Source organism: uncultured Gemella sp. (assembly GCF_963525165.1).
Classification (GTDB): domain Bacteria; phylum Bacillota; class Bacilli; order Staphylococcales; family Gemellaceae; genus Gemella.
Window position 1 is genome coordinate 1 of sequence record NZ_CAURJN010000024.1, and the last position, 22,521, is coordinate 22,521.

Here is a 22,521-nt window from a genome sequence, read left to right on the forward strand (position 1 = left end):
TTAATGGCTCACCTTTCTCGCTTACCACTAATTCTGGTAAGACTTCTTCTCTTAATGGCTCACCTTTCTCACTTACCACTAATTCTGGTAAGACTTCTTCTCTTAACGGCTCACCTTTAGAATCTGTATAAATGAGAATAGGAATATTTATTAAATCAAAAGAATTATCACTATACTTTGCTTTAATAGTAACATTAATATCCCCTATTTCATTCAGATTTGAACTATTTGCAATTTCATAATTAATATTTTTCAGAATTCCGTCTTTTGCAATTTTCTTAACAACACTATCAAGATTTATATTGCTACCTTGACGTAATAGAATTTTATTATCATCAATTAGTCTTGGTGAATATTTACCTGCTTCATTTAATTCTAGTGCTGTACGCTTATTAATTACATCCATTCCCAGTCTTGCTAATTCTCTAGTCATATTATTTATTACTAATTGTGTAGATAACGTATTAGCAAGAGCTAATGAAGCTTCACTTAATTTAGTAGATAAATTTGTTTTAGCAAGAGAATAATTACTTGCAGAATTCGCTGTTTTATCTGATAAATCAACAATAGTATCTATTAGTTTATGCGCAGCATTTACTACAGAATTTAATTCTTGTTTATTAGCCTCATTTACTAGGATTGGCACGTCAATTTCATTACTAGTATTATCATCAAGATATAGTATTTTTACTTTTGCATGTTTTGTACCTAAAGAAGTTAATCCGTCTTTTTTAATAACAGTCAACTTAGTATTTACAGGTAATATACTCTTATTTACTTTATTTATAATATCGTTATCTTTTAATATGTCTCCAATAATTACAGAAACTGGATTTTTATCTACTAGCTTGGGTAAGAACGTCTTGCTTAATGTTCCCTTTTCAGGCTTTACAATTTTCAAATTATTGATATTATTTACTTTTACAACTTTTCCATCGATATTTTGTCTTGTACCAAAATTAAAATCTGTATTACTATTCATTCTACTTTCAAAATAAGATGTTGAAGAATGCTTCCCTTGGCTACTTCCTACATTTTTAACATATTTTGGTCTCAAGTTACCAGGTATGATATTATCGTTATCTGTAAAATAATTTTTAATTTTTCCGATTTGCATCATATCATTAGAAATATTTTCTTCTTCCTCTGGAACTCCCCAGAACCAACCACCAGTTTTTATTCTAGGCGCGTTGAAAGTATATGTTTCTCTATAGTAATTGTATTTATTTTTCTCAGCTAACACACTAGCTCTTAAAGCTAAATATCCACCTAAAGAATGACCTGTAATATATAGATTTGTAAACTCTTTATTATTTCTAAAGCTATTTATTAATTCTTTAGCAGCTTCACTTTGATTTGACTCATTCCCGAAAGCTAATGCTATATCAGCTTTCAAGTCTCCACCTTGCCCCATATTAGTTCCAGCAAATGCAAGTACCTGAATTTTCTCACCTTTTAAGAATGGGAAATTATTTTTTGTTTCAAATAAAACCGCATCTAGCCCATTATTTTGATGAAATGTTTGTTTCACAGTCCAATACGGAGATAATTCACTATGAGTAAGTCTTTTAATTTTATCTTTTTCTAAAACAATTGGCAATTTATTAGATAAAATATTTTTTACATTCTCATCTGATTCATATGCTAGATTCATAAACATAGCCATATCTCTTGCTGAAATATTCCAAATTAATTTATCTCTATCTTCTTTATCATTAAGACCATCACCATCTGTATCAATAAGTCTTGGGTGAATATCATATCCTAAATATGTTCTACCATCTTTTTTATAAATATACAATTCATCTTTATTAGCTATACCATCACCATCATCATCTCCATCAGGATTAAGTACAGCTTTTTTATAGATTAAACTATCGTATTTACCACCTTCTAATCCAATATAACCCTTGGCTATATCTTGTGCATATTTAGCGGTTAAACGAGAGATAATTTTTGTACCCTTTTCTACAGGAGCTTCCACATCCTGAGATGAAGAACTAGATGCAGTATTACTTTCTGTATTTTTATTAATTATATTCGTTAGTAAAGTTGCAATATTTTGACTATCATCAGTTCGTCTATCCAAAACGTTTAAATTACTGTTTGAAGATTGATTACTGTTAGAATCAGCTTGATTAACAGTATTATTTTCCGCTGTAGAAGTAGTTACACTTCTTGTTGATCTAGTAGATGAATTTATAGCCTCTGTATTTTGAGTTGAATTGTTTCTATTCTCAGCTGGAACGAGAACACTATTCTCTCTATTATTTAAATTATTATTATTATTATTATTTGCATTAGAAGTTGTTACTCTATTTTCTATATTTGTACTTGTTACATTTGTGTTACTAGTGTCATGAGCACTCGCATCACTTCCTAAAAATATAAATGCTCCAATAGCAACTGAAGCGATACCAAAGCTTAATTTTTTAATTCCATATTTAACTATTTTATTATCTAATTTGTGTTTAAGCATATTTCCTCCATACTTATAAACCTTAAAAAATATCATATAAAAATTTATTAACAATATTTTTTGTTAACTATTCATTCTATACTCTAATTAGTATACACGAAAATTCAAATAATAACAATTTTATTTTTTAATATATATTTATATTTTCAAATGTACAATAAATTTAATTTTCTTATTTTTCTATGTATCTTCTTAAACTATTTACTCATTTTGTTGCTATTTATCTAATTTTTACATATCCACAAGGTTATAATTTTTTCTTTATATAATAATTTATCAAAGTATTTTTTATACTATATACTTAACTTAACTCTTTTCTTTACAAAAAAAATAAGGGAGCGACTCAAAAATCGTGATTTCATAAAAATCGATTTTGTCGAGTCATCCCCACTAAGTTTATTGGATATCTAAAGAACTCTTATACAGCAAATTTAGATATCAATAGACCACTACGTCTATGAGTTCTCATATAATTTTTTTAAATTCAGGACTTTTTGATTAGCCCCTTAAAATTTATTATTTTGCAACTAAGTTACGAATAGCATTACGGTCTACTTCGATTTCAACTTTTGGTGCGATTCTTATTTTTACTGTTACTGTCCCTACTTCTACGATATCTCCGTAAATTCCTGCGAAAGTTACAATTCTATCTCCTTCTTTTAGTGAATCTTGAAGAAGTTTTAATTCTTTATTTCTTTTAGATTGCGGTCTAATTATCATGAAGTACATGAAAGCAAAAAGAACTACAATCATAATAATATTAATATATGAATATTGCATGTTTTACCTCCGTTTATTTAATAATATATATTTATTCTACTATATCCTCAGTAAAAAATAAACCTTTTATATTATTTTTTTACTAAATTCTTAGAAATTTTTAGGATTTTCTTGGTTTAATCCATATTTTTCGAAGAATTCTTCTTTAAAGTCTAATAATCTATCTTCTCTAATCGCTTGACGAATATCTTTCATCATATTAATTAAGAAATGAATATTATGAGTTGTTGCTAATCTTGCTCCAAAGATTTCATCAGCTTTAAATAAATGACGAAGGTAAGCTCTTGTGTAATTTTTACAGCAGTAACAAGAACACTCTGGATCAAGTGGTGTAAAATCTTCTGCATATTTAGCATTTTTAACTACAACACGCCCTTCAGAAGTCATACAAGTTCCATTACGTGCGATACGTGTTGGTAATACACAATCAAACATATCTACTCCTCTTAGTACCCCTTCAAATAAAGCATCAGGAGATCCCACACCCATTAAATATCTAGCTTTATTTGCTGGTAGAAGTGGTGTTACATGTTCTAAAACTCTATACATTTCGTGTTTTGGTTCTCCTACAGATAAGCCACCAATAGCATATCCAGGAAAGTCCATACTTACTAAATCTTTCGCACTTTGTTCACGTAAATCATTAAATCCAGCTCCTTGAACAATACCAAAAATACTTTGTGTTTTTGGATTTTTATGCGCTTGTAGACATCTTTCAGCCCAACGACTTGTTCTTTCTACTGATTGACGAATATATTTATAATCATGGTTGTAATCAGGACATTCATCAAAAGCCATCATTATATCAGAACCTAATGCATTTTGAATGTGCATAGCTTTTTCTGGTGATAAGAATAATTTTTCTCCAGACAAATGATTTTTAAAATGAACTCCTTCTTCTTCTATTTTTCTCATTTCACTTAGAGAAAATACTTGGAAACCTCCTGAGTCTGTTAGAATACTTCCATCCCAATTCATAAACTTATGAAGTCCCCCTGCTTTTTCAACAATTTCTTCTCCAGGACGTAACCAAAGATGATAAGTGTTAGATAAGATAATATCAGCACCCATTCCTTTTACTTCTTCTGGTGACATTGCTTTTACAGTAGCTTGAGTACCAACTGGCATAAATACAGGTGTTTCAAAGCTACCATGAGGTGTATGCACTATCCCTAATCGCGCTCCCGATTGTTTACAAGTTTTTATATGTTCATACCATACTGCATTTTCTTTTACATCTCGCATATAAATATTTCCTTTCTTAAACTAGATTATTATCATCGCATCTCCAAAACTGAAGAAACGGTATTTATTCTCAACTGCTATGTTGTATAATTTAATAACTTTTTCTCTATCATAAAATGCACTTACAAGCATTATTAATGATGATTTCGGTAAGTGGAAGTTTGTAATCAGTCCATCAACACATTTAAATTCAAATCCTGGATAAATAAATATATTTGTCCATCCTGAAGCCGCAACAATTTTCCCATTATTATCACGTGCAATTGTTTCTAATGTTCTTGTTGACGTAGTGCCTACAGAAAATACTCTTCCACCATTTTCTTTTGTTTTATTAATTATTTTTGCTGTATCTTCATCTAATGTATAGTACTCTGAATGCATATCATGTTCTTCAATATTTTCTACAGCTACAGGTCTAAAAGTACCTAATCCAACATGAAGAGTTAAATAAGCTATATTTACACCTTTTTCTCTTATTTTATCTAGTAATTCATTAGTAAAGTGTAATCCCGCAGTTGGTGCAGCTGAACTTCCTACTTCTTTTGAATAAACGGTCTGATATCTTTCTTTATCTGTTAATCTCTCTTTAATATATGGTGGCAATGGCATAGTTCCAAGTTCATCTAATCTTTCTTGGAAAATTCCTTCATATTTGAATTGGAAATGTCTAAATCCATCATCAAGAACTTTTGTACAAACCGCCTCCATTATGCCATCACCGAAGGAAACAATGCTTCCCTCTTTTATTCTTTTAGCAGGCTTTACAAGACACTCCCAATCATTATGACCAAGATTTTTTAATAAAAGCACTTCTATTGCAGCACCCGTATCCTTTTTAGCACCATATAATCGCGCTGGCATTACACGAGTATTATTTAATACTAAAGTATCTCCAGGATTAAAATAATCTATAATATCCGAAAAAACTTTATGTTCATGTGAATTATTTTTTCTATCTACACAAAGCAACTTACTCGTATCTCTTTTTAAAAGAGGTGTCTGTGCTATAAGTTCCTCAGGTAAATAAAAATCAAATTGTTCTAATTTCATTTAAAATCTCCTTTAAAAGTTACCTTTACTATTATAGCTTGATTGTCTTAAGTTAGCAAGTCTCACCATTAGAAATTATAATTTTTTCAATTTCTTATAATTCCAAAATAAAAATTATAAAAAATTCGAATCAATATTATAAATATCAATTCGAATTTATTCTTATTTCTTATTACTTCTCAAATACTTAACATGCGCTAAAATATTAGTAGCTATCCCTAATCCTATACTTAATATTAAAATAGAACTACCACCATTACTAATAAATGGTAACGGAACTCCCGTCATTGGAATAGATGCAGTTACACCACCAATATTAACTACCCCTTGAACTATTAGTAAACTAGCAAATCCTATAGAGTACATAGCTGAAAAAGTGTTTCTCGATTTCGTACCAGAAAAAATAACTTTTCCTATTATTATAAGTAATAAACATACTACAAATAGTACTCCAACGAAGCCTAACTCCTCAGCAATAATCGCTAAGATGAAATCAGTATGTGCTTCAGGTAAATATCCTAGTTTCTGAATAGAATTACCCAAGCCTCTTCCGAATAATCCACCATTACCAAAGGCAACATAGGAGTTTATAACCTGATCCGCAGCTGCTGCCAAATCCTCTGAAAAAGGATTTAAAAACACTTTAAGACGATTTGTTCTGTAAGACGTTCCACCGCCAAAAAGCGTACTTTTTAGCATAAACAACATAAGTACTGCGGCTCCAGCGATTAAAGCAAGTGAAATAATTTTTTTCACATTTTGCGAATGCATATTCGAACAAAAAGTCATTATCCCCATTACAGATAATGTAATAAGCATCATTCCTGTATCATTTTGCGCTGCGATTAACGTTACAAGAGCAAGAGGAATACCAAATATTTTTAGTAGCTCCGAACTAGTACAAATTTGACGTAATTTTTCTTTTCTAGTTTCTAATATATATGCCATATACATAATGATAAATAGCTGTGATAATGTTGATGGTTGGAAACTCAAACCGCCTATCCTAATCCATGATTTTGCACCATTGATAGCTGGCATAAGTAATGGAATAATAAGTAAAATAACCATGATAAAAAAGCCATTTTTTAATAATGTCTTATCTTTAAAAACTTCAAACGGAATCGCAACCGAAAATATTAAAAACATGACATAAGCAATCACTACCCACATAGCCTGTCTTTGTAGAAAATAAGTTTCACTAACTGGTACACCCGATGTAAATGTTCCGTATTTATTTCCTATCATACTCGCACTATAAACCATCATACAGCTCAATACTAATAAAACTAATAATGTTAATGCAACCATCCAATCTAATCTTACATGTCTTTTTTCATGTTTAATAGATCTATGTATTTTCTTTAAAAAGTTCATATTAATTTGCTTTACTTTCTGCGATTACACTAGCATACATTTCACTAGCTTTATCTTCTAAATCAGCTAAAATAATACGACCAGCTTCTTCAGAAATACACCCAATTTCTACCGCTATATTTATTTCTTTAGAAAGACCATAAATTTGAGTATCTATAACATCTTGATATAATGGACATTTTCTCTGACCTTTTACAGATACACAAGCATTAATCATCTCTTCTATCTTCATAACATCTTCTTCTATTCTTTTTCGTACCTTAATAAAAATAAGGTTATTTTCCATCATTTTCACCTATCCTTTTGATAATTCGTAATTAACTTCATGTCGTATAATTGCTATTGCTCTTATAAATTCCTCTTTTGAAATTAATTCTAAGCGTCTTAGCTCTCTTACTTCATATTCTACCATACTTAATGTATGTTTTCTATCTTTCATGTATATTATTATACCAAAAGATTTTAAAAATTGTTGCAAATCGTAAAAATTTATCATTTACATCACCTTAAAATTTATTCAACTCATCTACTAGATTTTTATTTTTTTCTCTATTATCTAACTCATAAGCCCTTTGAGCATATTCCTTAGCCTTATCATAATTACCCTCTTGACGTTCAATAATCGCCAAGTTATAGTAAATTGGTGCAAATGAATCATCAAAATTTACCCCTTCTAGGAAAACTTTCTTCGCATCTTGTTTAGTTGCACTAGTCATTTTTACCATACCTAACTCGTAATATGTGAGAACAGATTTGTTTTTTGAGGTTAACTCTTTTTCTAAATTAAATATATCATCATCTGTATATATTTTAACCAATCTATTGTCTACTCTGTTTACTCTATATCTATTCACTAAACCTTTAGTATTAACACCAGCGAGTAATAGCACTTCTCCTAAAAAACTAAAAATAAACATTGTAACAAGAGCAACAACTATGTTTCTTTTCTTCATCAAAAACATCTCTAAAAAGATCCCTAGTATAAAAGAAAATATATAAAGGACTATTGGAGTCTCAAATAATAAAGATACTATCGCCAAATAAACTATTGATATCGCTCCAGAATACATGAACTTCAAATTATCATTTTTCTTACTAAGCTGCTCCATGAAAACTGAACCTAATAATGCTATATTTGAAACTAAGGCAATATCAAGTATACCCGAATAACCAAATATCAATAATAAATTAAAAATAAATGATACTACAAATAATATTCCAATGCTTTTTAAAATATTCAGCGTTTTGTTGAAAAGAATAGAACTTGCAAAAATAGATGCCAATATTATTAATAACTTCATAGAATTATCAGTAATAAAAACACTTGTGAACATTCTATAAAATTGTCCACTTATTATTTTTTGATAACTATAGTCTATATAATCAAATAACGAATAATTGTTACTTGATAAGGTAATTACTATAAAATTCATTAAAAATAATAATAAATAAATTCCTGATAGGATATTATATTTTATATTAAATACATTTCTATCTAACCTCTGACGTTTATAAAGCTCCACAACTCTATTTTTATATCTTAAAGTATCTGGTGTATCTTCTATAAATCTAGTATCTTTTTCTTTTAGGAAAAGTTTACTATTCTTCTCATTATAAAGTATACGTTCAATAATTAAGCTATTTGAAATTCTATATCTCTTATAATCATCTAAAACTTCATCAAAATTCGGAGAAACATAAAGAATCTTCATTTTTAAACTACTCAGTTTAAACATTTTTTTTAGTCTAACTTCATTTCTAATAACATTAGAAACTATACTATCTATTTCTGTTGATTTAAAATTTTCTCCATATATAAATCTTATTAACTCATTATCTTCATTAATAAGCCAGACATCTTTCTTTTCTGGACGATAATATAATATATTATAATTATATTTTGTTATATATAGATAAATAATCTTCCAAAATTTCTTATCATTCATAAATTTTCGCCACGTAAGATTAAAACTTAAATAGACCTAGGTCTATTTAAGTTTTAATTTTGCTACTTCTTGTGAGAAATCAACAGATTCATTTAATTTTAATACATCGATGTTAGCTACTGCATCCATATTAGTTACTACACAAGGAGTGATAATATCCTTAGCTTTTTCCTTAACTAATTCTAAATCATAAGTTAATAAAGTTTGACCTACTTCAACTCTATCTCCTGCAGATACAGCCACTTCAAAACCTTCACCTTTCATAGCAACTGTTTCTAATCCAACATGAATAAGAAGTTCTACTTCACCTGATTTAATACCAAATGCGTGTTTGGTTGGAAATACTTGGATAATTTCTCCTGCAACTGGAGATACTAATTTTCCTTCTTCAGGAATAATCGCAAACCCATCTCCCATCATTTTTTGAGCAAATACTGGATCAGGTACTTCTGTAATTTCTACTACTTTACCTTTCATGTATGAGCTTAATACTAACTCTTGTACTTGTTCTTCTTGTTTTCCGAATAATTTAGATAAAAATCCCATTTTAATCCTCCGTATATGATTACCTTCTTAATATATCTATTATATACTTTTATTATATATTTTTCAATTAATTTTGAAAAATTATTTGAATTTCAATATTAAAATATTTTTATCAATTTACTATAACTATTTGATTTGATATATAATAAAAAATATCCATTTTACACTGTTATAAAACAAATTAAAATGGATATTTTTAAATTATTTTTTATTCTTCGACATTTTCTTCATTTTTCTCAGAATTTTCCTGATAGAATAATCCATAAATATATTGTTCAGGATCAAACACTTCTAAATCATCAATATTTTCTCCTAATCCAACAAGTTTAACTGGAATTCCTAACTCTTTCTTAATAGCTATAACAATACCACCTTTAGCAGTTCCATCAAGTTTAGTAAGGATTACACCTGTAACATCACTAACTTCTTTAAATGTTTTAGCCTGTAAGATACCGTTTTGACCCGTTGTTGCATCAATTGTTAATAATACTTCATGAGGTCCTTCTGGAACTTCCTTCTTAATTACACGAACAATTTTTTCAAGTTCTTTCATTAAGTAATCTTTGTTTTGTAGACGACCTGCTGTATCACATAGTAGTACATCATAACCCTTTGCTTTGGCAGATTGAATCGCATCAAAGATTATCGCTGCTGAATCAGCTCCTTCATGTGATTTCACAATATCAGCACCACTACGTTTAGCCCATACATCAAGCTGATCAATTGCACCTGCTCTGAATGTATCTCCAGCGGCTATAAGAACTTTTTTTCCTTCTTTTTTAAGATTATGAGCTAGTTTACCAATAGAAGTAGTCTTACCTACCCCATTAACCCCTACAAATAGAAATACAGAAAGTTCTTTTCCTGGCGCATAGTTAAGCTCAGATTTCACAGTACCTTCCATGTAGACATCTACAAGTTTTTCAATAATCATACTTTGTAGTTCACTTGGTTCTTTTAAATTTTGTCTTTGTGATTCTACTTTTAAGTAATCAACTAATTCTAATACAGTGTTATAACTAACATCTGATTGAATTAGCAGTTCTTCTAAGTCCTCGAAAAACTCCTCATTAATTTCTCTATATGAGCTAATTAAATTATTAAGAGCATTAGAGAAATTATCACGTGATTTCTTAAGTCCTTTTTTAAATTTTTCAGTTATAAACTGACTCTCTACCAATTCTTCATATTCATCAAGTGATATCAGTTCCTCATTTAATTCTTCTTTAGCAGAGAATTTTTCTTTTAATCTTTCAAAAAAGCTTGCCATTGGATACTCCTTATATATCTTTTTATATGATAAAAGGGAGACTAAGCTCCCTTTAATTTTCTATTAAAGCTTCCTAATTTTTAGGGAGATTTAATTTTTATAAATATTTACCCTTTTTTTGCCCTTTATCTATAGGTTATACTTTATAAAACTATAGATATCAACATCGGCTTACTTGTGTTTCATGTATGGGAATAATAATACGTCACGAATTGAAGCTGAGTTAGTTAATAACATAACTAATCTATCAATTCCAATTCCTAATCCACCTGTCGGAGGCATACCGTATTCTAATGCTTCTACGAAGTCTTCGTCCATTTCATAAACTTCTTCGTTACCAGCATCTTTTTCATCCATTTGAGATAAGAATCTTTCTTTTTGATCGATTGGGTCGTTTAACTCACTGAATGCATTCGCATGTTCACGTCTAACGATAAATAGCTCAAAACGATCAGTGAATCTTGTATCTTCAGCATTAGTTTTAGCTAATGGAGATACTTCTACAGGATGACCATAAACAAATGTTGGTTGAACTAATGTTTCTTCTACAAATGTTTCGAAGAATTCATTAATAATGTGTCCAACTTTCATATCTTTTCTAACTGGAACATTATGCTCTTTAGCTAATGCATGAGCTTGCTCATCTGTCATTTCTGGCCAGAAGTCAACACCAGTTACTTCTTTAATAGCATCTACCATATGTACACGACGCCATTTCGGTGTTAAATCAATTTCATCTTCACCATACATAACTTTAGTAGTACCATGAATTTCATTACAGATGTATGCAATCATAGACTCAGTTAAGTCCATAATATCATTGTAATCAGCATATGCTTCATATAACTCGATCATTGTAAACTCAGGGTTGTGTCTTGTTGATACACCTTCGTTACGGAATGCACGACCAATTTCATATACTTTTTCTAGACCACCAACGATTAAACGTTTTAATGGTAATTCAAGTGCGATACGCATAAATAATTGCATATCAAGTGCATTATGGTGAGTTACGAATGGACGAGCTGCAGCTCCACCAGCAACAGAGTGCATCATTGGAGTTTCAACTTCTAGGTATCCACGCTCATTTAAGTAACTACGCATAATTTGAATAATTTTTGAACGTAAAATAAATGTTTCTTTACTTTCTTCATTCATAATTAAGTCTACGTATCTTCTTCTGTAACGCTCTTCAACGTCTTTAAGTCCGTGGAATTTATCAGGTAGTGGACGTAGTGCTTTTGTTAAAATTTCAAATTTATCAGCCTTAACAGATAATTCACCTACGTTAGTTTTGAATAATACTCCTCTTACTCCTACGATATCTCCAAGGTCAAGAGTCTTGAAGTATTCATAAGAATCTCCTACTCTATCTTGACGAACGTAAATTTGAACCTGCCCACCTAGATCTTGAACGTGAGCAAATCCAGCTTTACCTTTACCACGTTTTGTCATAATACGTCCTGCAATTATTACAGAGATATTTTTTTCTTCTAGTTCTTCTTTACTATATTTATCATATTCTGCTACGATTTCATTTGAAAGATGAGTTCTTTCGAATTTAGTTCCAAATGGATCTAAACCACTTTCTCTCATAGCTTCCATTTTTTCACGACGAACAAGCATTTGATCATTTAAATCTTGTACATCTACTTTAATTTCTTCTGTCATGTTAAATTCCTTTCTAGTATAATCTAGTAATTTTATTCAGATACACCCTATTATAACATATTTTCAATTATTTTGTTAAATCTTTAAGAAGAATTTTATTATTTTTTAAACTCTAATATAAAAGACTAACCAAAAAGTTCTAGATTTTTAAAATTTATATGAGAACTTATAGATATAGCTGTTTATCGACATATGAATTCACCTTATAAAAGTTTTTTATATATTTAATAACCCTTGTTGGAATTACTCAACAAAATTGATTTCTCTAAAATCACAATTTTCAAGTCACTCTAAATCAAGTTATAATGTCTACCTTCATTTAATTGATATTAAAATAATTTTTTGATAAAATATGATTATAACTTCTTTCAATTTTGTTTAGAAGGTTGAAGTTATCCCCCTAGTTTCTTGCTACGGATAACTTCAATATTTTTTTATCAAATTAAAGTTATTATAGTAGTAAGGAGGAAATTTTATGTTGAGTTTTATTTTTAAAAAAGAGACCATTCTGACCTCTTTTTATACAATTTTATTATCTTTATTAATAAGTAAATTCTTAATAGATTATACATTTTCAGATAAATCAATATACGACTTTTTTCACTTTATACTACTTTTTATTATTTTCTTTAATAGTTGGCTGTTGCAAGTTGTTCATCTGAATCGATATGGTAAAGATAGTTTTCTTAATTGTTTCTTTCTTACATTACAGATACTTACTATTTTTAATTTGCTTGTAAGAGATATTTCAAATATTAAAAATATAGTTGCAACACTGGTACTTCTAGCAGTGATCTTAAGCATTCAGCATATAACAGAATATATCCTGACCGATAATAATAACTTAATGATAAAAAAACTTACTGAGCCATTTTGTTATATTCACACTGCACGTTCACTATCTTTATTGTTAGGTTTAATTTTTATAGACTATGGTTATTGGTTTATACTACTTAGCTTCGCTATAAGTCAACTATTCCCAAGCTTTATCTCTAGAAGTGTTCATGTAAAAGATATAAATTTTTATCACTTAACTGGTCATTTATTTATAATTACTAACACCATAGCTATTAGTTTGTGGTTAAGTGATTTAAAAATAAATATTACTACAAAAATAATTTTGTTAATTAGTATAGTATTTATTCTTTTATTAACTATCTATCAAAAAATCTTTAAAACAATCGATAGAACTTTAACAAAACAATCAGGTAATACATATATAATTGGTGTGTATTTTGCAATATTAGAGTTTATATTTATCAATTTATTTTTTGTTTTAGAATACGACTGGAAATATATTCCGCTGTGTATTATATGTTATGCTGTAAGTTATCAATCTTTTAAACATTATAAAAAAATAGAAAGGTAGTAAGCTCTCTAAGTTAGAAAGTTTACTACCTTTTTATTTATCTTGCTTCTTCGTAATCTAATATTTCTGATACTTTACTAGCAATATATTTCGCTAATTTTTCATGATTTTTATCATCTAGGTGAATGCAATCCACTAATGATGTTTCGGCTACACGTGCAGCATTTAAAAAGTCAACTTCATATTTATCGCTAACTTCTTTAAATGTTTGTGCTAAGAATTTTGATTGTTTTAAACTATTTTCATCGAATTCACCAAATAAACTATGTCTATCCACTATTTCATCACGCAATGGAACTGGTGATACAACAAGAATTTTTGGAATCTTATATCCAGCTATTAAATGTGGATTTCTAATATATTTAATGTATTCTTCTATACCTTTAGCAATAAGTTTGGCACTCGGATTAAATTGTTTTTTCAAATCATTTGTACCTAACATTATGATTACTAAATCAACAGGTACGTGACTTAACATTAAAATTGGTAATGTATCAATTCCACATCTAACGGGTACAATTGTGTCTTTTGCAATTACTGTTCTCCCGCAAAGACCTTCTTCTATTATAGTGTCATTAGGACGAAGCTCCGCTAGTAAATTAGTCCATCTTTTTTGAGTTCTTACCCCATCTTCACCAGGGACATATCCCCAAGTATTACTATCCCCAATACATAAAATACGCATAATTTTTTCCACCTTTTTTCTTCTAAATTCTTCTTAATTTTAGCAAACTAATATTAAAAAATCAATAGAGCTTAATGATAAAAGTACTAATAATTGTTATCAATGCTGTATTTTTGTAATATTACTAAACATAGTTTATAATAACACTATTCTATAAAAAAGGAGAAATAAATGATACAAACAAATTTTCATCATAAAAAACACTATAAAATTCAAGCATATTCAAAAAAAATACTTTACATAACATTAATTTTAACAACAAGCTTTGCATTATTAGAGTACATCGGAGGACTTCTTTCTAACTCATTAGCACTTCTAGGAGATTCTTTCCACATGTTCTCTGACGTTATTGCATTAGGATTTAGTTTAATAGCATTACTATTTAGTTCAAAAAAACCAAATAAAAAATATACTTTTGGTTTTGTCAGATTAGAAGTACTAGCAGCCTTTATCAATGGTTTAATGCTAGTTGGTATTTCTATTTATTTAATATTTGAAGGATTTATGAGATTCTTCAATCCTAAAGATATTGATTTCAAATCAATGCTTATAATATCAACTATCGGATTAATCTTTAATATTGTTGTTACTATAATTTTAACAAAAAGTCTAAAAGAAGAAGATAATTTGAATATTCAAAGTGCTCTATGGCATTTCCTTGGTGATTTAATCAGTTCTATCGGAATTATAATTTCATCAACTATTATTTACTTTACAAACTATCAAATCGTCGATGTTATTATGAGTATTATCATCAGTATAATTCTTTTCAAAGGTGGTTATAAAATTACTAAATCATCATTTGTTATTTTAATGGAAGCTACTACTCTAGATACAGAAGAAATTTACAATAAAATTAAAGAAGTGGAAGGAATTGCTGATATTCACGAATTTCATATTTGGCACACTGATACAAATGAAATCAACGCTGCAATGCATATTTTACTAAACGAATACAAGACAAGTAATGATTATACAATTGTAGAAAATGTTAAAATATTACTTAAAGAAGAATACGATATCGAACATTGCTTCATCGCATTAGAAAATATTAAATATAACGATCATAGTTTATAAAAGAAAATGTCTAAGTTGATAATATATCAACCTAGACATTTTTTATATTTCTAATAAATCTATTGTCTTCTCAATTTTATACGTAGGCACTACCTCTGAATTAAAAATTTTATGAATATCTACTAAACAACTATCAATTCCAGCATTATTAGCACCTAATATATCTGAAGTCAAAGTATCACCTATCATTAAAACTTCATCCTTATTTTTAACACCAATTTCTTTAAAGATAATATCAAAGAATTCTCTATCTGGTTTCTTACTACCAATTTCTTCGGAAATAAAAATCTTCTCAAAATACTTATTAAGATCATTATTTTTTAGTCTTGTATGTTGAGTGATTCCAATACCATTAGATGCTATGTATAATTTATGAGTTAAACTTAATTTTTCTAACATTTCCACAATACCCTCAAAAAGCTGATTTCCTTCAGCAAGATAACCTCTATATCTATTATCTATCTCACTACCATCGATTTTTCTATCAAACAATGAAAAAAATCTTATAAATCTTTCACTCGTAACTTCTTTATTTGAAATTTCTCCACGTTCAAAACTTCTCCATAAAGATTTATTTATCGTTTCATATTTTTCAAATAACTCATCATTATACTCAATATTCTCATCTTCTAATAATTTTTTAAAAGCTAATACCTGTGCCTTACCAAAATCCAATAAGGTATCATCTAAATCAAATAATAAATATTTATACTTATCTAATATCATCGTTTCACTCCATATGTTTATTATCTACTCATTATAACATAGAGATCAATTATTTAGAAAAAATATATTTATTTGATTTATAAATTTAAATTTTATTTTTTAGATTTAAAATATTCTCGAACTCGTGGTGCAACTTCTTCACCAAAAAGTTTGATAGCTTTCATTATATCTTCATGTGGCATAGATCCAAGTGGAAGATGTAACATGAATCTATCTAATCCTAATGTTTCTATCATATCTATAAGTTTATTCGCTACAGTCTCAGGACTTCCTACTAACATAGATCCGTCTGGACCTACACTATTTAAATATTGTTCAAAAGTAAGTGGTCTCCAAAATGGTCTATCTTTTGAGATTGCATCTACTACTTGTTTTGTTGGATGGAAATATTTTTTAATAGCTTCCTCATCAGTTTCAGCTATGAATCCCCATGAATGTGAGGCAACTTTTAAACGATCATCACCATGACCTGCATTTCGTCCAATAGCTTTATAGTAATCTACTAGTCCTTTAAATCTTCTATACTCTCCACCAATTATAGCATACGCTATAGGCAAGCCTTTCTGAGCTATTTTTATTGTAGACTCTATGTTTCCACCAGTCGCTACCCAGATTGGAAAATCTTTTTGAACACTCCTTGGATATACTCCCTTATTTTCTACCTTTTGTGTATGTTTTCCTTCCCATGTTAACTTTTCATTAGCTTTTATTTTCTCCAACATTGCTAATTTTTCATCAAACAATTCCTCATAGTCTGCTAAGTCATAACCGAATAATGGGAATGATTCTGTAAAAGAACCTCGACCTACCATGACTTCTGCTCTACCATTAGAAATAGCATCGATAGTTGCATACTGTTGATAAACTCTTACAGGGTTCGATGATGAAAGTACTGTTACCGCAGAACTTAATCTTATATTCTTCGTAACAGCTGCTCCTGCTGCTAACAATATCTCAGGTGCTGAAACAGCAAAATCTTCTCTATGATGCTCACCAATTGCGTAAAGATCTAAACCAACTTCATCTGCAAGTTTCATCTCTTCTATCATATCTCTAATACGCTCATCATGCGTTGGTGTTATACCAGTTCCTTCTATTTCAGTTGTTTCACCAAATGTACTAATTCCTAACTCTATCATTTTTATCCTCCTAAATTATCTCAATTTCAAGATATTATTTTATAATAAAAGAAAATAATTTTTAATTAATTTTCTTTAGTATTTTTTTCAATGCATCTAATTCTTCTTCAGTTAAATCATCGAAAATCTTTTTTGTATTTATTTTATGAATAGGGAAAATATCATCCATTAAATTTTCTCCTATTTTAGTTAACTTAATGTAAGTTACTCTTTTATCCTTTTGACTAACCTTTCTATTAACATATCCTTTTTTTTCAAGGTTATCGACTACGTATGTAGCACTTCCACTAGCAAGTAATATTCTATCACGTATTTCTTGAATACTCTTCTCACCTTTACTATATAAAAATTCCATAACAGCAAATTCAGTCGCATTTATTGGATAATTCTTTAAAGTTCTCTTTAAATCACCTACTAATAAATTACTTGCTCTCATAATTCCAATAATAGCTTTAAATTCATTATTCATAAGGATTCTCCTGCTTTTATTATACACTTATTTTTCTCAAAATTATCTCGAATATGAGATAATTATACTTTATTAACTTTACATTGTCAAAGAAATAATATTAAAAAGAAGTGACTCGACAAAATTTTGTTTCTCCGAAATCACGATTTGTCGAGTCACCCCTAACTAATTTAATTTTTATTCTGCAAATTGACTTTGATATAATTCTGAATAGAAACCTTTTTGTTCTAATAATTCATCATGGTTACCTTGTTCAATGATATCTCCATCTTTTAATACTAATATTTTATCTGCATTTCTAATTGTTGATAGACGGTGAGCGATAACAAATGTAGTACGCCCTTCCATAAGTTTATTCATTGCTTTTTGAATTAATACTTCTGTACGTGTATCTACACTCGAAGTTGCCTCATCAAGAATTAATATAGGTTTGTCAGCAAGAATCGCACGAGCTATAGTTAAAAGTTGCTTTTGACCTTGTGAAATATTTGAAGCATCTTCATTTAATTCCATATTGTAGCCACCCGGTAAAGTTTTAATAAAGTGGTGAATATGAGCTGCCTTAGCCGCTTCTATTACTTCTTCATCTGTAGCATCTAATCGACCATAACGAAGATTCTCCATTATCGTTCCTTTAAATAACCAAGTGTCTTGTAGTACCATTGTAAAGTAAGAACGTAATTCGGATCTGTCAAGTTTAGAGATATCTTTTCCATCAATATAGATACTTCCTCCATTAATATCATAGAATCTCATAAGAAGTTTAATCATCGTTGTTTTACCTGCACCAGTAGGACCAACGATAGCAACCATCTCTCCTTTTTTAACATCACTAGTAAAGTTTTTAATAATTATTTGATCTTCTACATATCCAAATTTTACTTTATCGAATACTACATTACCTTCTTTATTAGTAACTGTTTCAAGAACTTCTGCATTTTCTTCATCTTTAGCATCTAAGAACTCAAATACTCTTTCACCAGCAGCTGCCATTTTTTGAATTTCTGACATAGACTGAGCTATTTGACCAATTGGTTGTGTAAAGTTTCTTATATATTGAATAAAAGCTTGAATATCCCCTACACCAATAGTTCCTTTAGAAACTAATAATCCACCTGAGAATACAATACCTACATAACCAAGGTTTCCTACAAAGTTAATCACTGGGAACATTAGCCCTGAGAAGAAGTTCGCTTTCCATGATGATGTATATAATTGGTTATTTTTATCATTAAATTCTTTAACACTTTTTTCTTTATAGTTAAATGCTGCAATAATATTTTGACCTGAGAAGCTCTCTTCTACCTGCCCATTTACATCAGAAAGCATATCTTGTTGACTTTTGAAATATTTTTGACTCCATTTTGTTATAGCACCTAGTAGTATTCCTGAAACAGGAATTAAAGCTAACGCAATTAGTGTCATTAAAGGACTTATCGTAAACATCATTACCAATACCCCTAATACCATTGCTGTATTTGAAATTATCTGAGTAAAACTTTGATTTAGTGATTGACCTAATGTATCTACATCATTAGTAACACGAGATAAAGTTTCACCTACTGTACGTTGTTCAAAATAACCAACAGGTAATGTATTTATTTTTTTACTAATTTCTTTACGAATATCATATGTCATTTTTTGAGAAATATTACTCATTAACCATCCTTGAATAAACATAAACAGTGATGACAGTATATATAAACCTAATACTGTTAGTAAAATTCCCGCTATTTTTTCAAAATTTATACTACCTTCATTACTAATTTTAGCAACTAACCCTACGAATAATTCTGTTGTTGCTTGTCCCATAATCTTAGGACCAACAATACCGAATACCGTACTCGCTAATGCAAAGAATACAATCAATATGCTTGAGAGTTTATACTGTGTAAACATCAATTTGATGATTCTTTTTAACGTTCCAGAAAAATTATTAGCTTTTTCTATTTTTTGATCTTTAGCCATGATGTTTACCTCCTTTTTGTAATTCTTCTTCGCTAAGTTGACTTTCTGCAATTTCTAAATATGTTGGGCAAGTTTCAAGCAGCTCTTGGTGTTTTCCAACGCCCACTATCTTACCTTCATTCATTACGATAATTTTATCTGCATTTAAAATTGTTGCTATACGCTGAGCAACTATAATAGTAGTCACTCCAGACATTTCTTCTCTTAGAGTTTTTCTTAATTTCACGTCTGTTTTGTAATCTAATGCTGAGAAACTATCGTCAAAAAGAAGTATCTTAGGATTTTTTGCTAAGGCACGAGCAATTGAAAGACGTTGTTTTTGTCCTCCTGAAATATTCGATCCACCTTGTGAAATCTCACTATTAAATTTATCTTCTTTTTCATTAATAAATTCTAATGCTTGCGCAATTTCAGCAGCTTTTCTCATCTGTTCATCAGTAATATTTTCATCAGCAAATTTAATATTTGATTTAATATTACCACTGAATAAAACTCCTTTTTGAGGAACAAACCCTAAAATGTCTCTTAATTTACTTAAACTTATATCTCTAATATTCACTCCATCAATTAAAATTTCACCTTCACTAGCATCGAAATATCTAGGAATCAAATGAAGTAATGTAGATTTACCACTACCAGTACTTCCTATAATTGCAGTAGTTTTTCCAGCTTCCGCTTCAAAACTAATGTTACTAAGCACTGGACTATCAGCTCCATCAAATGTAAAGCTAACATTATCAAATTTAAGTGTGCCTTTTACATCTTGAAGTTTACTATCATCAATATTCTCACTATCCACAACAGTAACCTCTGTTTCCAGTACTTCGTTAATACGACCAGCTGCAACTTCTGCACGAGGTAGTTGCATCATTAAGAATGTAAAGAATAAGAATGACATTACTATTTGCATTGTATATGTTATAAACGCCATCATATCCCCAACTTGAATACTACCAGCATCTATATTTTTTCCACCAATCCAGATTATTAATAATGCAATACCATTCATAATTAGTATAATCATTGGCATAAGCACTGATAAAGTTCTATTGATAAAAAGTTGTTCATTTTTTAAAACTGTATTTTCTTTATCAAATCTTTCTTCTTCATATTTTTCACGACCAAAAACACGAATTACAGAAATACCGGTTAATGCTTCACGAGTTACCAAGTTTACTCTATCTATTAGCTTTTGCATAATTTTAAACTTCGGCATTACTAAGAATGAAATTATTGCTAATGTTAAACCTAAGACACCTACACCTAATGCAATTATCCAAGTCATTCCAGTATCAGTTTGAGTAACTTTATAAACCCCGTAAACTGCCATCATCGGCGCATAGATTGCGATAAATAACATCATATTTAAAGCATTTTGAATTTGTTGAATATCATTTGTACTTCTTGTAATTAATGAAGCAGTAGAAAATTTATCAATATCCTGTTTAGAAAATGATAGTACTTTATTATAAAGTTTTTCTCGTAAGTTATAAGCTATTTTCGAAGATATTCTACTTGCTATAAAGTTCGAAATAACACTTCCAATACCTGAAATAAATGTTACGATTATCATCATGATTCCAACTTCTTTTAGATAATTTTTTCTAATCTCATTAGTATCAATTCCTACATTATTTCTATATTCTTCTTTTACATAACGAATACCAGCTTGTTTTGTAATCATATCAGCTGAACTTCCTAAATCACTAATTGATTTATTCTTTTGTTCAATTAAACTATCTTTCTTGACTAGTCCTAGTTTGACACCTTCTGCAACCTTATCTAAATCTAAGTTTTCAGATTTTGCACCAGATACAGCAGTCATAGTATTTTTAAATATATCATTTAGTTCACTACGTTCTTGTTCACTTATACTATCAAGTTTATATACATTACCATCTTTAGTGTATTTAGCCGTGACTTTTTTAATCTCATCATCAGTCATAAATAATTGCAATTCTCTAAATGACTTTTCACTTATTTTCTCCGGTACAGCATCTTGAATACCGCTTTGTTGTATCCCTTTATCGACAATATTACTTGTATAGGTTGGAAGTGCTAGCTCTGCAACAACACGAACGCCTAATATCGCAACTAAAAATATCATCGGTACCAAGAAACCTTTTAAATATTTAATTAGTTTCATTATTTTCCTCCTTATCAGATAATTCTTCTCTAAAAATCTCATTTACTCGAGATAATAATATATCAAACGCTTCTTTTTCCCTTACATCAAATTTATTCCAGATAGATTGGAACCATTCTTCATAAGCTTTTCTATGTGATTCTATGCATTCGACTCCTTTTTCAGATAAACTAAGGTATTTTTTCCTTTTATCTTTTTCGTCTGTACTTTGAACAACAAAATCTTTCTCTAGTAGTTCACTTACAAGTGCTGTAACTCTAGGTTTTGTCACATGTAGTTCTTCACCTAATTCCTGCATCGTAATTTTTTCTTTACAAGACAAAAATAACATTGCTTGAAATTCAGGTTTTCTATACGGTGCATCACTTTTCTTATGAAATTTTTTCATTATCAACCTAAATTCTTCCAGCATATCCATTGCTTTATGATATGAAATTTCACTTTTACTCATTTGTACCCTCCTTCTATTTCAACCACTTAGTTCACAATGTTAACTAATTAGTTAACCACGTTAACTATTATATTGCATTTTAATCTTTAAGTCAATAGATAATTTGAATTTTTCCTATGCCTCTGAT

At 29.3% G+C, this 22,521-nt stretch carries 20 protein-coding genes; 2 read left to right on the forward strand and 18 right to left on the reverse strand.

What is annotated here, in order from left to right:
• From RWQ74_RS05910 to lysS, 11 genes are all read right to left on the reverse strand, one after another.
• Positions 1–2,479: Rib/alpha-like domain-containing protein (locus tag RWQ74_RS05910; RefSeq protein WP_314397347.1), on the reverse strand; the 2,479-nt coding region annotated here is incomplete at its 3' end.
• 516 nt (positions 2,480–2,995) lie between these two features.
• Entirely contained in the window at positions 2,996–3,259 is a 264-nt protein-coding gene (yajC, locus tag RWQ74_RS05915; protein ID WP_314397348.1) for a preprotein translocase subunit YajC, read from the reverse strand.
• Between the two features lie 90 nt (positions 3,260–3,349).
• On the reverse strand, positions 3,350–4,504 hold the full coding sequence (gene tgt / locus RWQ74_RS05920) for a tRNA guanosine(34) transglycosylase Tgt (RefSeq protein WP_314160498.1): 1,155 nt from the start codon (positions 4,502–4,504) through the stop codon (positions 3,350–3,352).
• Positions 4,505–4,525: 21 nt separating this feature from the next.
• Entirely contained in the window at positions 4,526–5,554 is a 1,029-nt protein-coding gene (gene queA, locus RWQ74_RS05925) for a tRNA preQ1(34) S-adenosylmethionine ribosyltransferase-isomerase QueA (RefSeq protein WP_314397349.1), read from the reverse strand.
• 162 nt (positions 5,555–5,716) lie between these two features.
• On the reverse strand, positions 5,717–6,931 hold the full coding sequence (locus RWQ74_RS05930; protein ID WP_314397350.1) for an FtsW/RodA/SpoVE family cell cycle protein: 1,215 nt from the start codon (positions 6,929–6,931) through the stop codon (positions 5,717–5,719).
• A 1-nt stretch (position 6,932) separates the two neighbouring features.
• Positions 6,933–7,217 (reverse strand): DUF1507 family protein, encoded by a 285-nt coding sequence (locus tag RWQ74_RS05935; protein ID WP_060913801.1) that lies wholly within the window; start codon positions 7,215–7,217, stop codon positions 6,933–6,935.
• A 9-nt stretch (positions 7,218–7,226) separates the two neighbouring features.
• The gene (locus tag RWQ74_RS05940) at positions 7,227–7,427 is read right to left on the reverse strand and encodes a YqgQ family protein (protein ID WP_314160502.1); all 201 of its coding nucleotides are present in this window, start codon (positions 7,425–7,427) and stop codon (positions 7,227–7,229) included.
• A gap of 10 nt (positions 7,428–7,437) precedes the next feature.
• Complete coding sequence (locus tag RWQ74_RS05945; protein WP_314397351.1) at positions 7,438–8,877, reverse strand: hypothetical protein; 1,440 nt, start codon at positions 8,875–8,877, stop codon at positions 7,438–7,440.
• Between the two features lie 42 nt (positions 8,878–8,919).
• On the reverse strand, positions 8,920–9,423 hold the full coding sequence (locus tag RWQ74_RS05950; RefSeq protein ID WP_314397352.1) for a PTS glucose transporter subunit IIA: 504 nt from the start codon (positions 9,421–9,423) through the stop codon (positions 8,920–8,922).
• A gap of 208 nt (positions 9,424–9,631) precedes the next feature.
• Positions 9,632–10,693, reverse strand: coding sequence for a signal recognition particle-docking protein FtsY (gene ftsY, locus RWQ74_RS05955; protein WP_314397353.1), 1,062 nt, complete (start codon positions 10,691–10,693; stop codon positions 9,632–9,634).
• 171 nt (positions 10,694–10,864) lie between these two features.
• The gene (gene lysS / locus RWQ74_RS05960) at positions 10,865–12,364 is read right to left on the reverse strand and encodes a lysine--tRNA ligase (protein ID WP_314397354.1); all 1,500 of its coding nucleotides are present in this window, start codon (positions 12,362–12,364) and stop codon (positions 10,865–10,867) included.
• Positions 12,365–12,839: 475 nt separating this feature from the next.
• Between lysS and RWQ74_RS05965 the strand changes: the two genes are divergently transcribed.
• On the forward strand, positions 12,840–13,733 hold the full coding sequence (locus RWQ74_RS05965) for a hypothetical protein (protein ID WP_314397355.1): 894 nt from the start codon (positions 12,840–12,842) through the stop codon (positions 13,731–13,733).
• Between the two features lie 37 nt (positions 13,734–13,770).
• Here the strand turns inward: RWQ74_RS05965 and RWQ74_RS05970 are convergent, their stop codons facing one another.
• A complete protein-coding gene (locus RWQ74_RS05970) occupies positions 13,771–14,418 on the reverse strand; it encodes a GDSL-type esterase/lipase family protein (RefSeq protein ID WP_314397357.1) in 648 nt (215 codons plus the stop codon).
• Between the two features lie 171 nt (positions 14,419–14,589).
• Here RWQ74_RS05970 and RWQ74_RS05975 point away from each other — a divergent pair, with 171 nt between their 5' ends.
• Positions 14,590–15,495: a cation diffusion facilitator family transporter gene (locus tag RWQ74_RS05975; protein WP_314160508.1), complete on the forward strand. Its 906-nt coding sequence runs from the start codon at positions 14,590–14,592 to the stop codon at positions 15,493–15,495.
• Between the two features lie 42 nt (positions 15,496–15,537).
• Here RWQ74_RS05975 and RWQ74_RS05980 read toward each other — a convergent pair whose 3' ends face one another.
• From RWQ74_RS05980 to RWQ74_RS06005, 6 genes are all read right to left on the reverse strand, one after another.
• A complete protein-coding gene (locus tag RWQ74_RS05980; protein WP_314397358.1) occupies positions 15,538–16,221 on the reverse strand; it encodes a YjjG family noncanonical pyrimidine nucleotidase in 684 nt (227 codons plus the stop codon).
• A 92-nt stretch (positions 16,222–16,313) separates the two neighbouring features.
• A complete protein-coding gene (locus tag RWQ74_RS05985; RefSeq protein WP_314397359.1) occupies positions 16,314–17,360 on the reverse strand; it encodes an LLM class flavin-dependent oxidoreductase in 1,047 nt (348 codons plus the stop codon).
• Positions 17,361–17,421: 61 nt separating this feature from the next.
• Positions 17,422–17,829, reverse strand: coding sequence for a MarR family transcriptional regulator (locus RWQ74_RS05990; RefSeq protein WP_314397360.1), 408 nt, complete (start codon positions 17,827–17,829; stop codon positions 17,422–17,424).
• 177 nt (positions 17,830–18,006) lie between these two features.
• On the reverse strand, positions 18,007–19,797 hold the full coding sequence (locus tag RWQ74_RS05995; RefSeq protein WP_314397361.1) for an ABC transporter ATP-binding protein: 1,791 nt from the start codon (positions 19,795–19,797) through the stop codon (positions 18,007–18,009).
• Positions 19,790–21,943 carry an ABC transporter ATP-binding protein gene (locus tag RWQ74_RS06000; RefSeq protein WP_314397362.1) on the reverse strand — a complete coding sequence of 718 codons (2,154 nt, stop codon included), beginning with the start codon at positions 21,941–21,943 and terminating at the stop codon, positions 19,790–19,792. Before RWQ74_RS06000 ends, RWQ74_RS05995 begins: the two co-directional genes overlap by 8 nt.
• The gene (locus RWQ74_RS06005; protein ID WP_314397363.1) at positions 21,930–22,394 is read right to left on the reverse strand and encodes a MarR family transcriptional regulator; all 465 of its coding nucleotides are present in this window, start codon (positions 22,392–22,394) and stop codon (positions 21,930–21,932) included. Before RWQ74_RS06005 ends, RWQ74_RS06000 begins: the two co-directional genes overlap by 14 nt.
• Positions 22,395–22,521 lie beyond the last annotated feature (127 nt).

Bases quoted from the DNA above. Each gene is read 5' to 3' on its own strand.
- yajC (WP_314397348.1), bottom strand. From the start codon at position 3,259: ATGCAATATTCATATATTAATATTATTATGATTGTAGTTCTTTTTGCT.
- tgt (WP_314160498.1), bottom strand. From the start codon at position 4,504: ATGCGAGATGTAAAAGAAAATGCAGTATGGTATGAACATATAAAAACT.
- queA (WP_314397349.1), bottom strand. From the start codon at position 5,554: ATGAAATTAGAACAATTTGATTTTTATTTACCTGAGGAACTTATAGCA.
- RWQ74_RS05930 (WP_314397350.1), bottom strand. From the start codon at position 6,931: ATGAACTTTTTAAAGAAAATACATAGATCTATTAAACATGAAAAAAGA.
- RWQ74_RS05935 (WP_060913801.1), bottom strand. From the start codon at position 7,217: ATGGAAAATAACCTTATTTTTATTAAGGTACGAAAAAGAATAGAAGAA.
- RWQ74_RS05940 (WP_314160502.1), bottom strand. From the start codon at position 7,427: ATGATAAATTTTTACGATTTGCAACAATTTTTAAAATCTTTTGGTATA.
- RWQ74_RS05945 (WP_314397351.1), bottom strand. From the start codon at position 8,877: ATGAATGATAAGAAATTTTGGAAGATTATTTATCTATATATAACAAAA.
- RWQ74_RS05950 (WP_314397352.1), bottom strand. From the start codon at position 9,423: ATGGGATTTTTATCTAAATTATTCGGAAAACAAGAAGAACAAGTACAA.
- ftsY (WP_314397353.1), bottom strand. From the start codon at position 10,693: ATGGCAAGCTTTTTTGAAAGATTAAAAGAAAAATTCTCTGCTAAAGAA.
- lysS (WP_314397354.1), bottom strand. From the start codon at position 12,364: ATGACAGAAGAAATTAAAGTAGATGTACAAGATTTAAATGATCAAATG.
- RWQ74_RS05965 (WP_314397355.1), top strand. From the start codon at position 12,840: ATGTTGAGTTTTATTTTTAAAAAAGAGACCATTCTGACCTCTTTTTAT.
- RWQ74_RS05970 (WP_314397357.1), bottom strand. From the start codon at position 14,418: ATGCGTATTTTATGTATTGGGGATAGTAATACTTGGGGATATGTCCCT.
- RWQ74_RS05975 (WP_314160508.1), top strand. From the start codon at position 14,590: ATGATACAAACAAATTTTCATCATAAAAAACACTATAAAATTCAAGCA.
- RWQ74_RS05980 (WP_314397358.1), bottom strand. From the start codon at position 16,221: ATGATATTAGATAAGTATAAATATTTATTATTTGATTTAGATGATACC.
- RWQ74_RS05985 (WP_314397359.1), bottom strand. From the start codon at position 17,360: ATGATAGAGTTAGGAATTAGTACATTTGGTGAAACAACTGAAATAGAA.
- RWQ74_RS05990 (WP_314397360.1), bottom strand. From the start codon at position 17,829: ATGAATAATGAATTTAAAGCTATTATTGGAATTATGAGAGCAAGTAAT.
- RWQ74_RS05995 (WP_314397361.1), bottom strand. From the start codon at position 19,797: ATGGCTAAAGATCAAAAAATAGAAAAAGCTAATAATTTTTCTGGAACG.
- RWQ74_RS06000 (WP_314397362.1), bottom strand. From the start codon at position 21,943: ATGAAACTAATTAAATATTTAAAAGGTTTCTTGGTACCGATGATATTT.
- RWQ74_RS06005 (WP_314397363.1), bottom strand. From the start codon at position 22,394: ATGAGTAAAAGTGAAATTTCATATCATAAAGCAATGGATATGCTGGAA.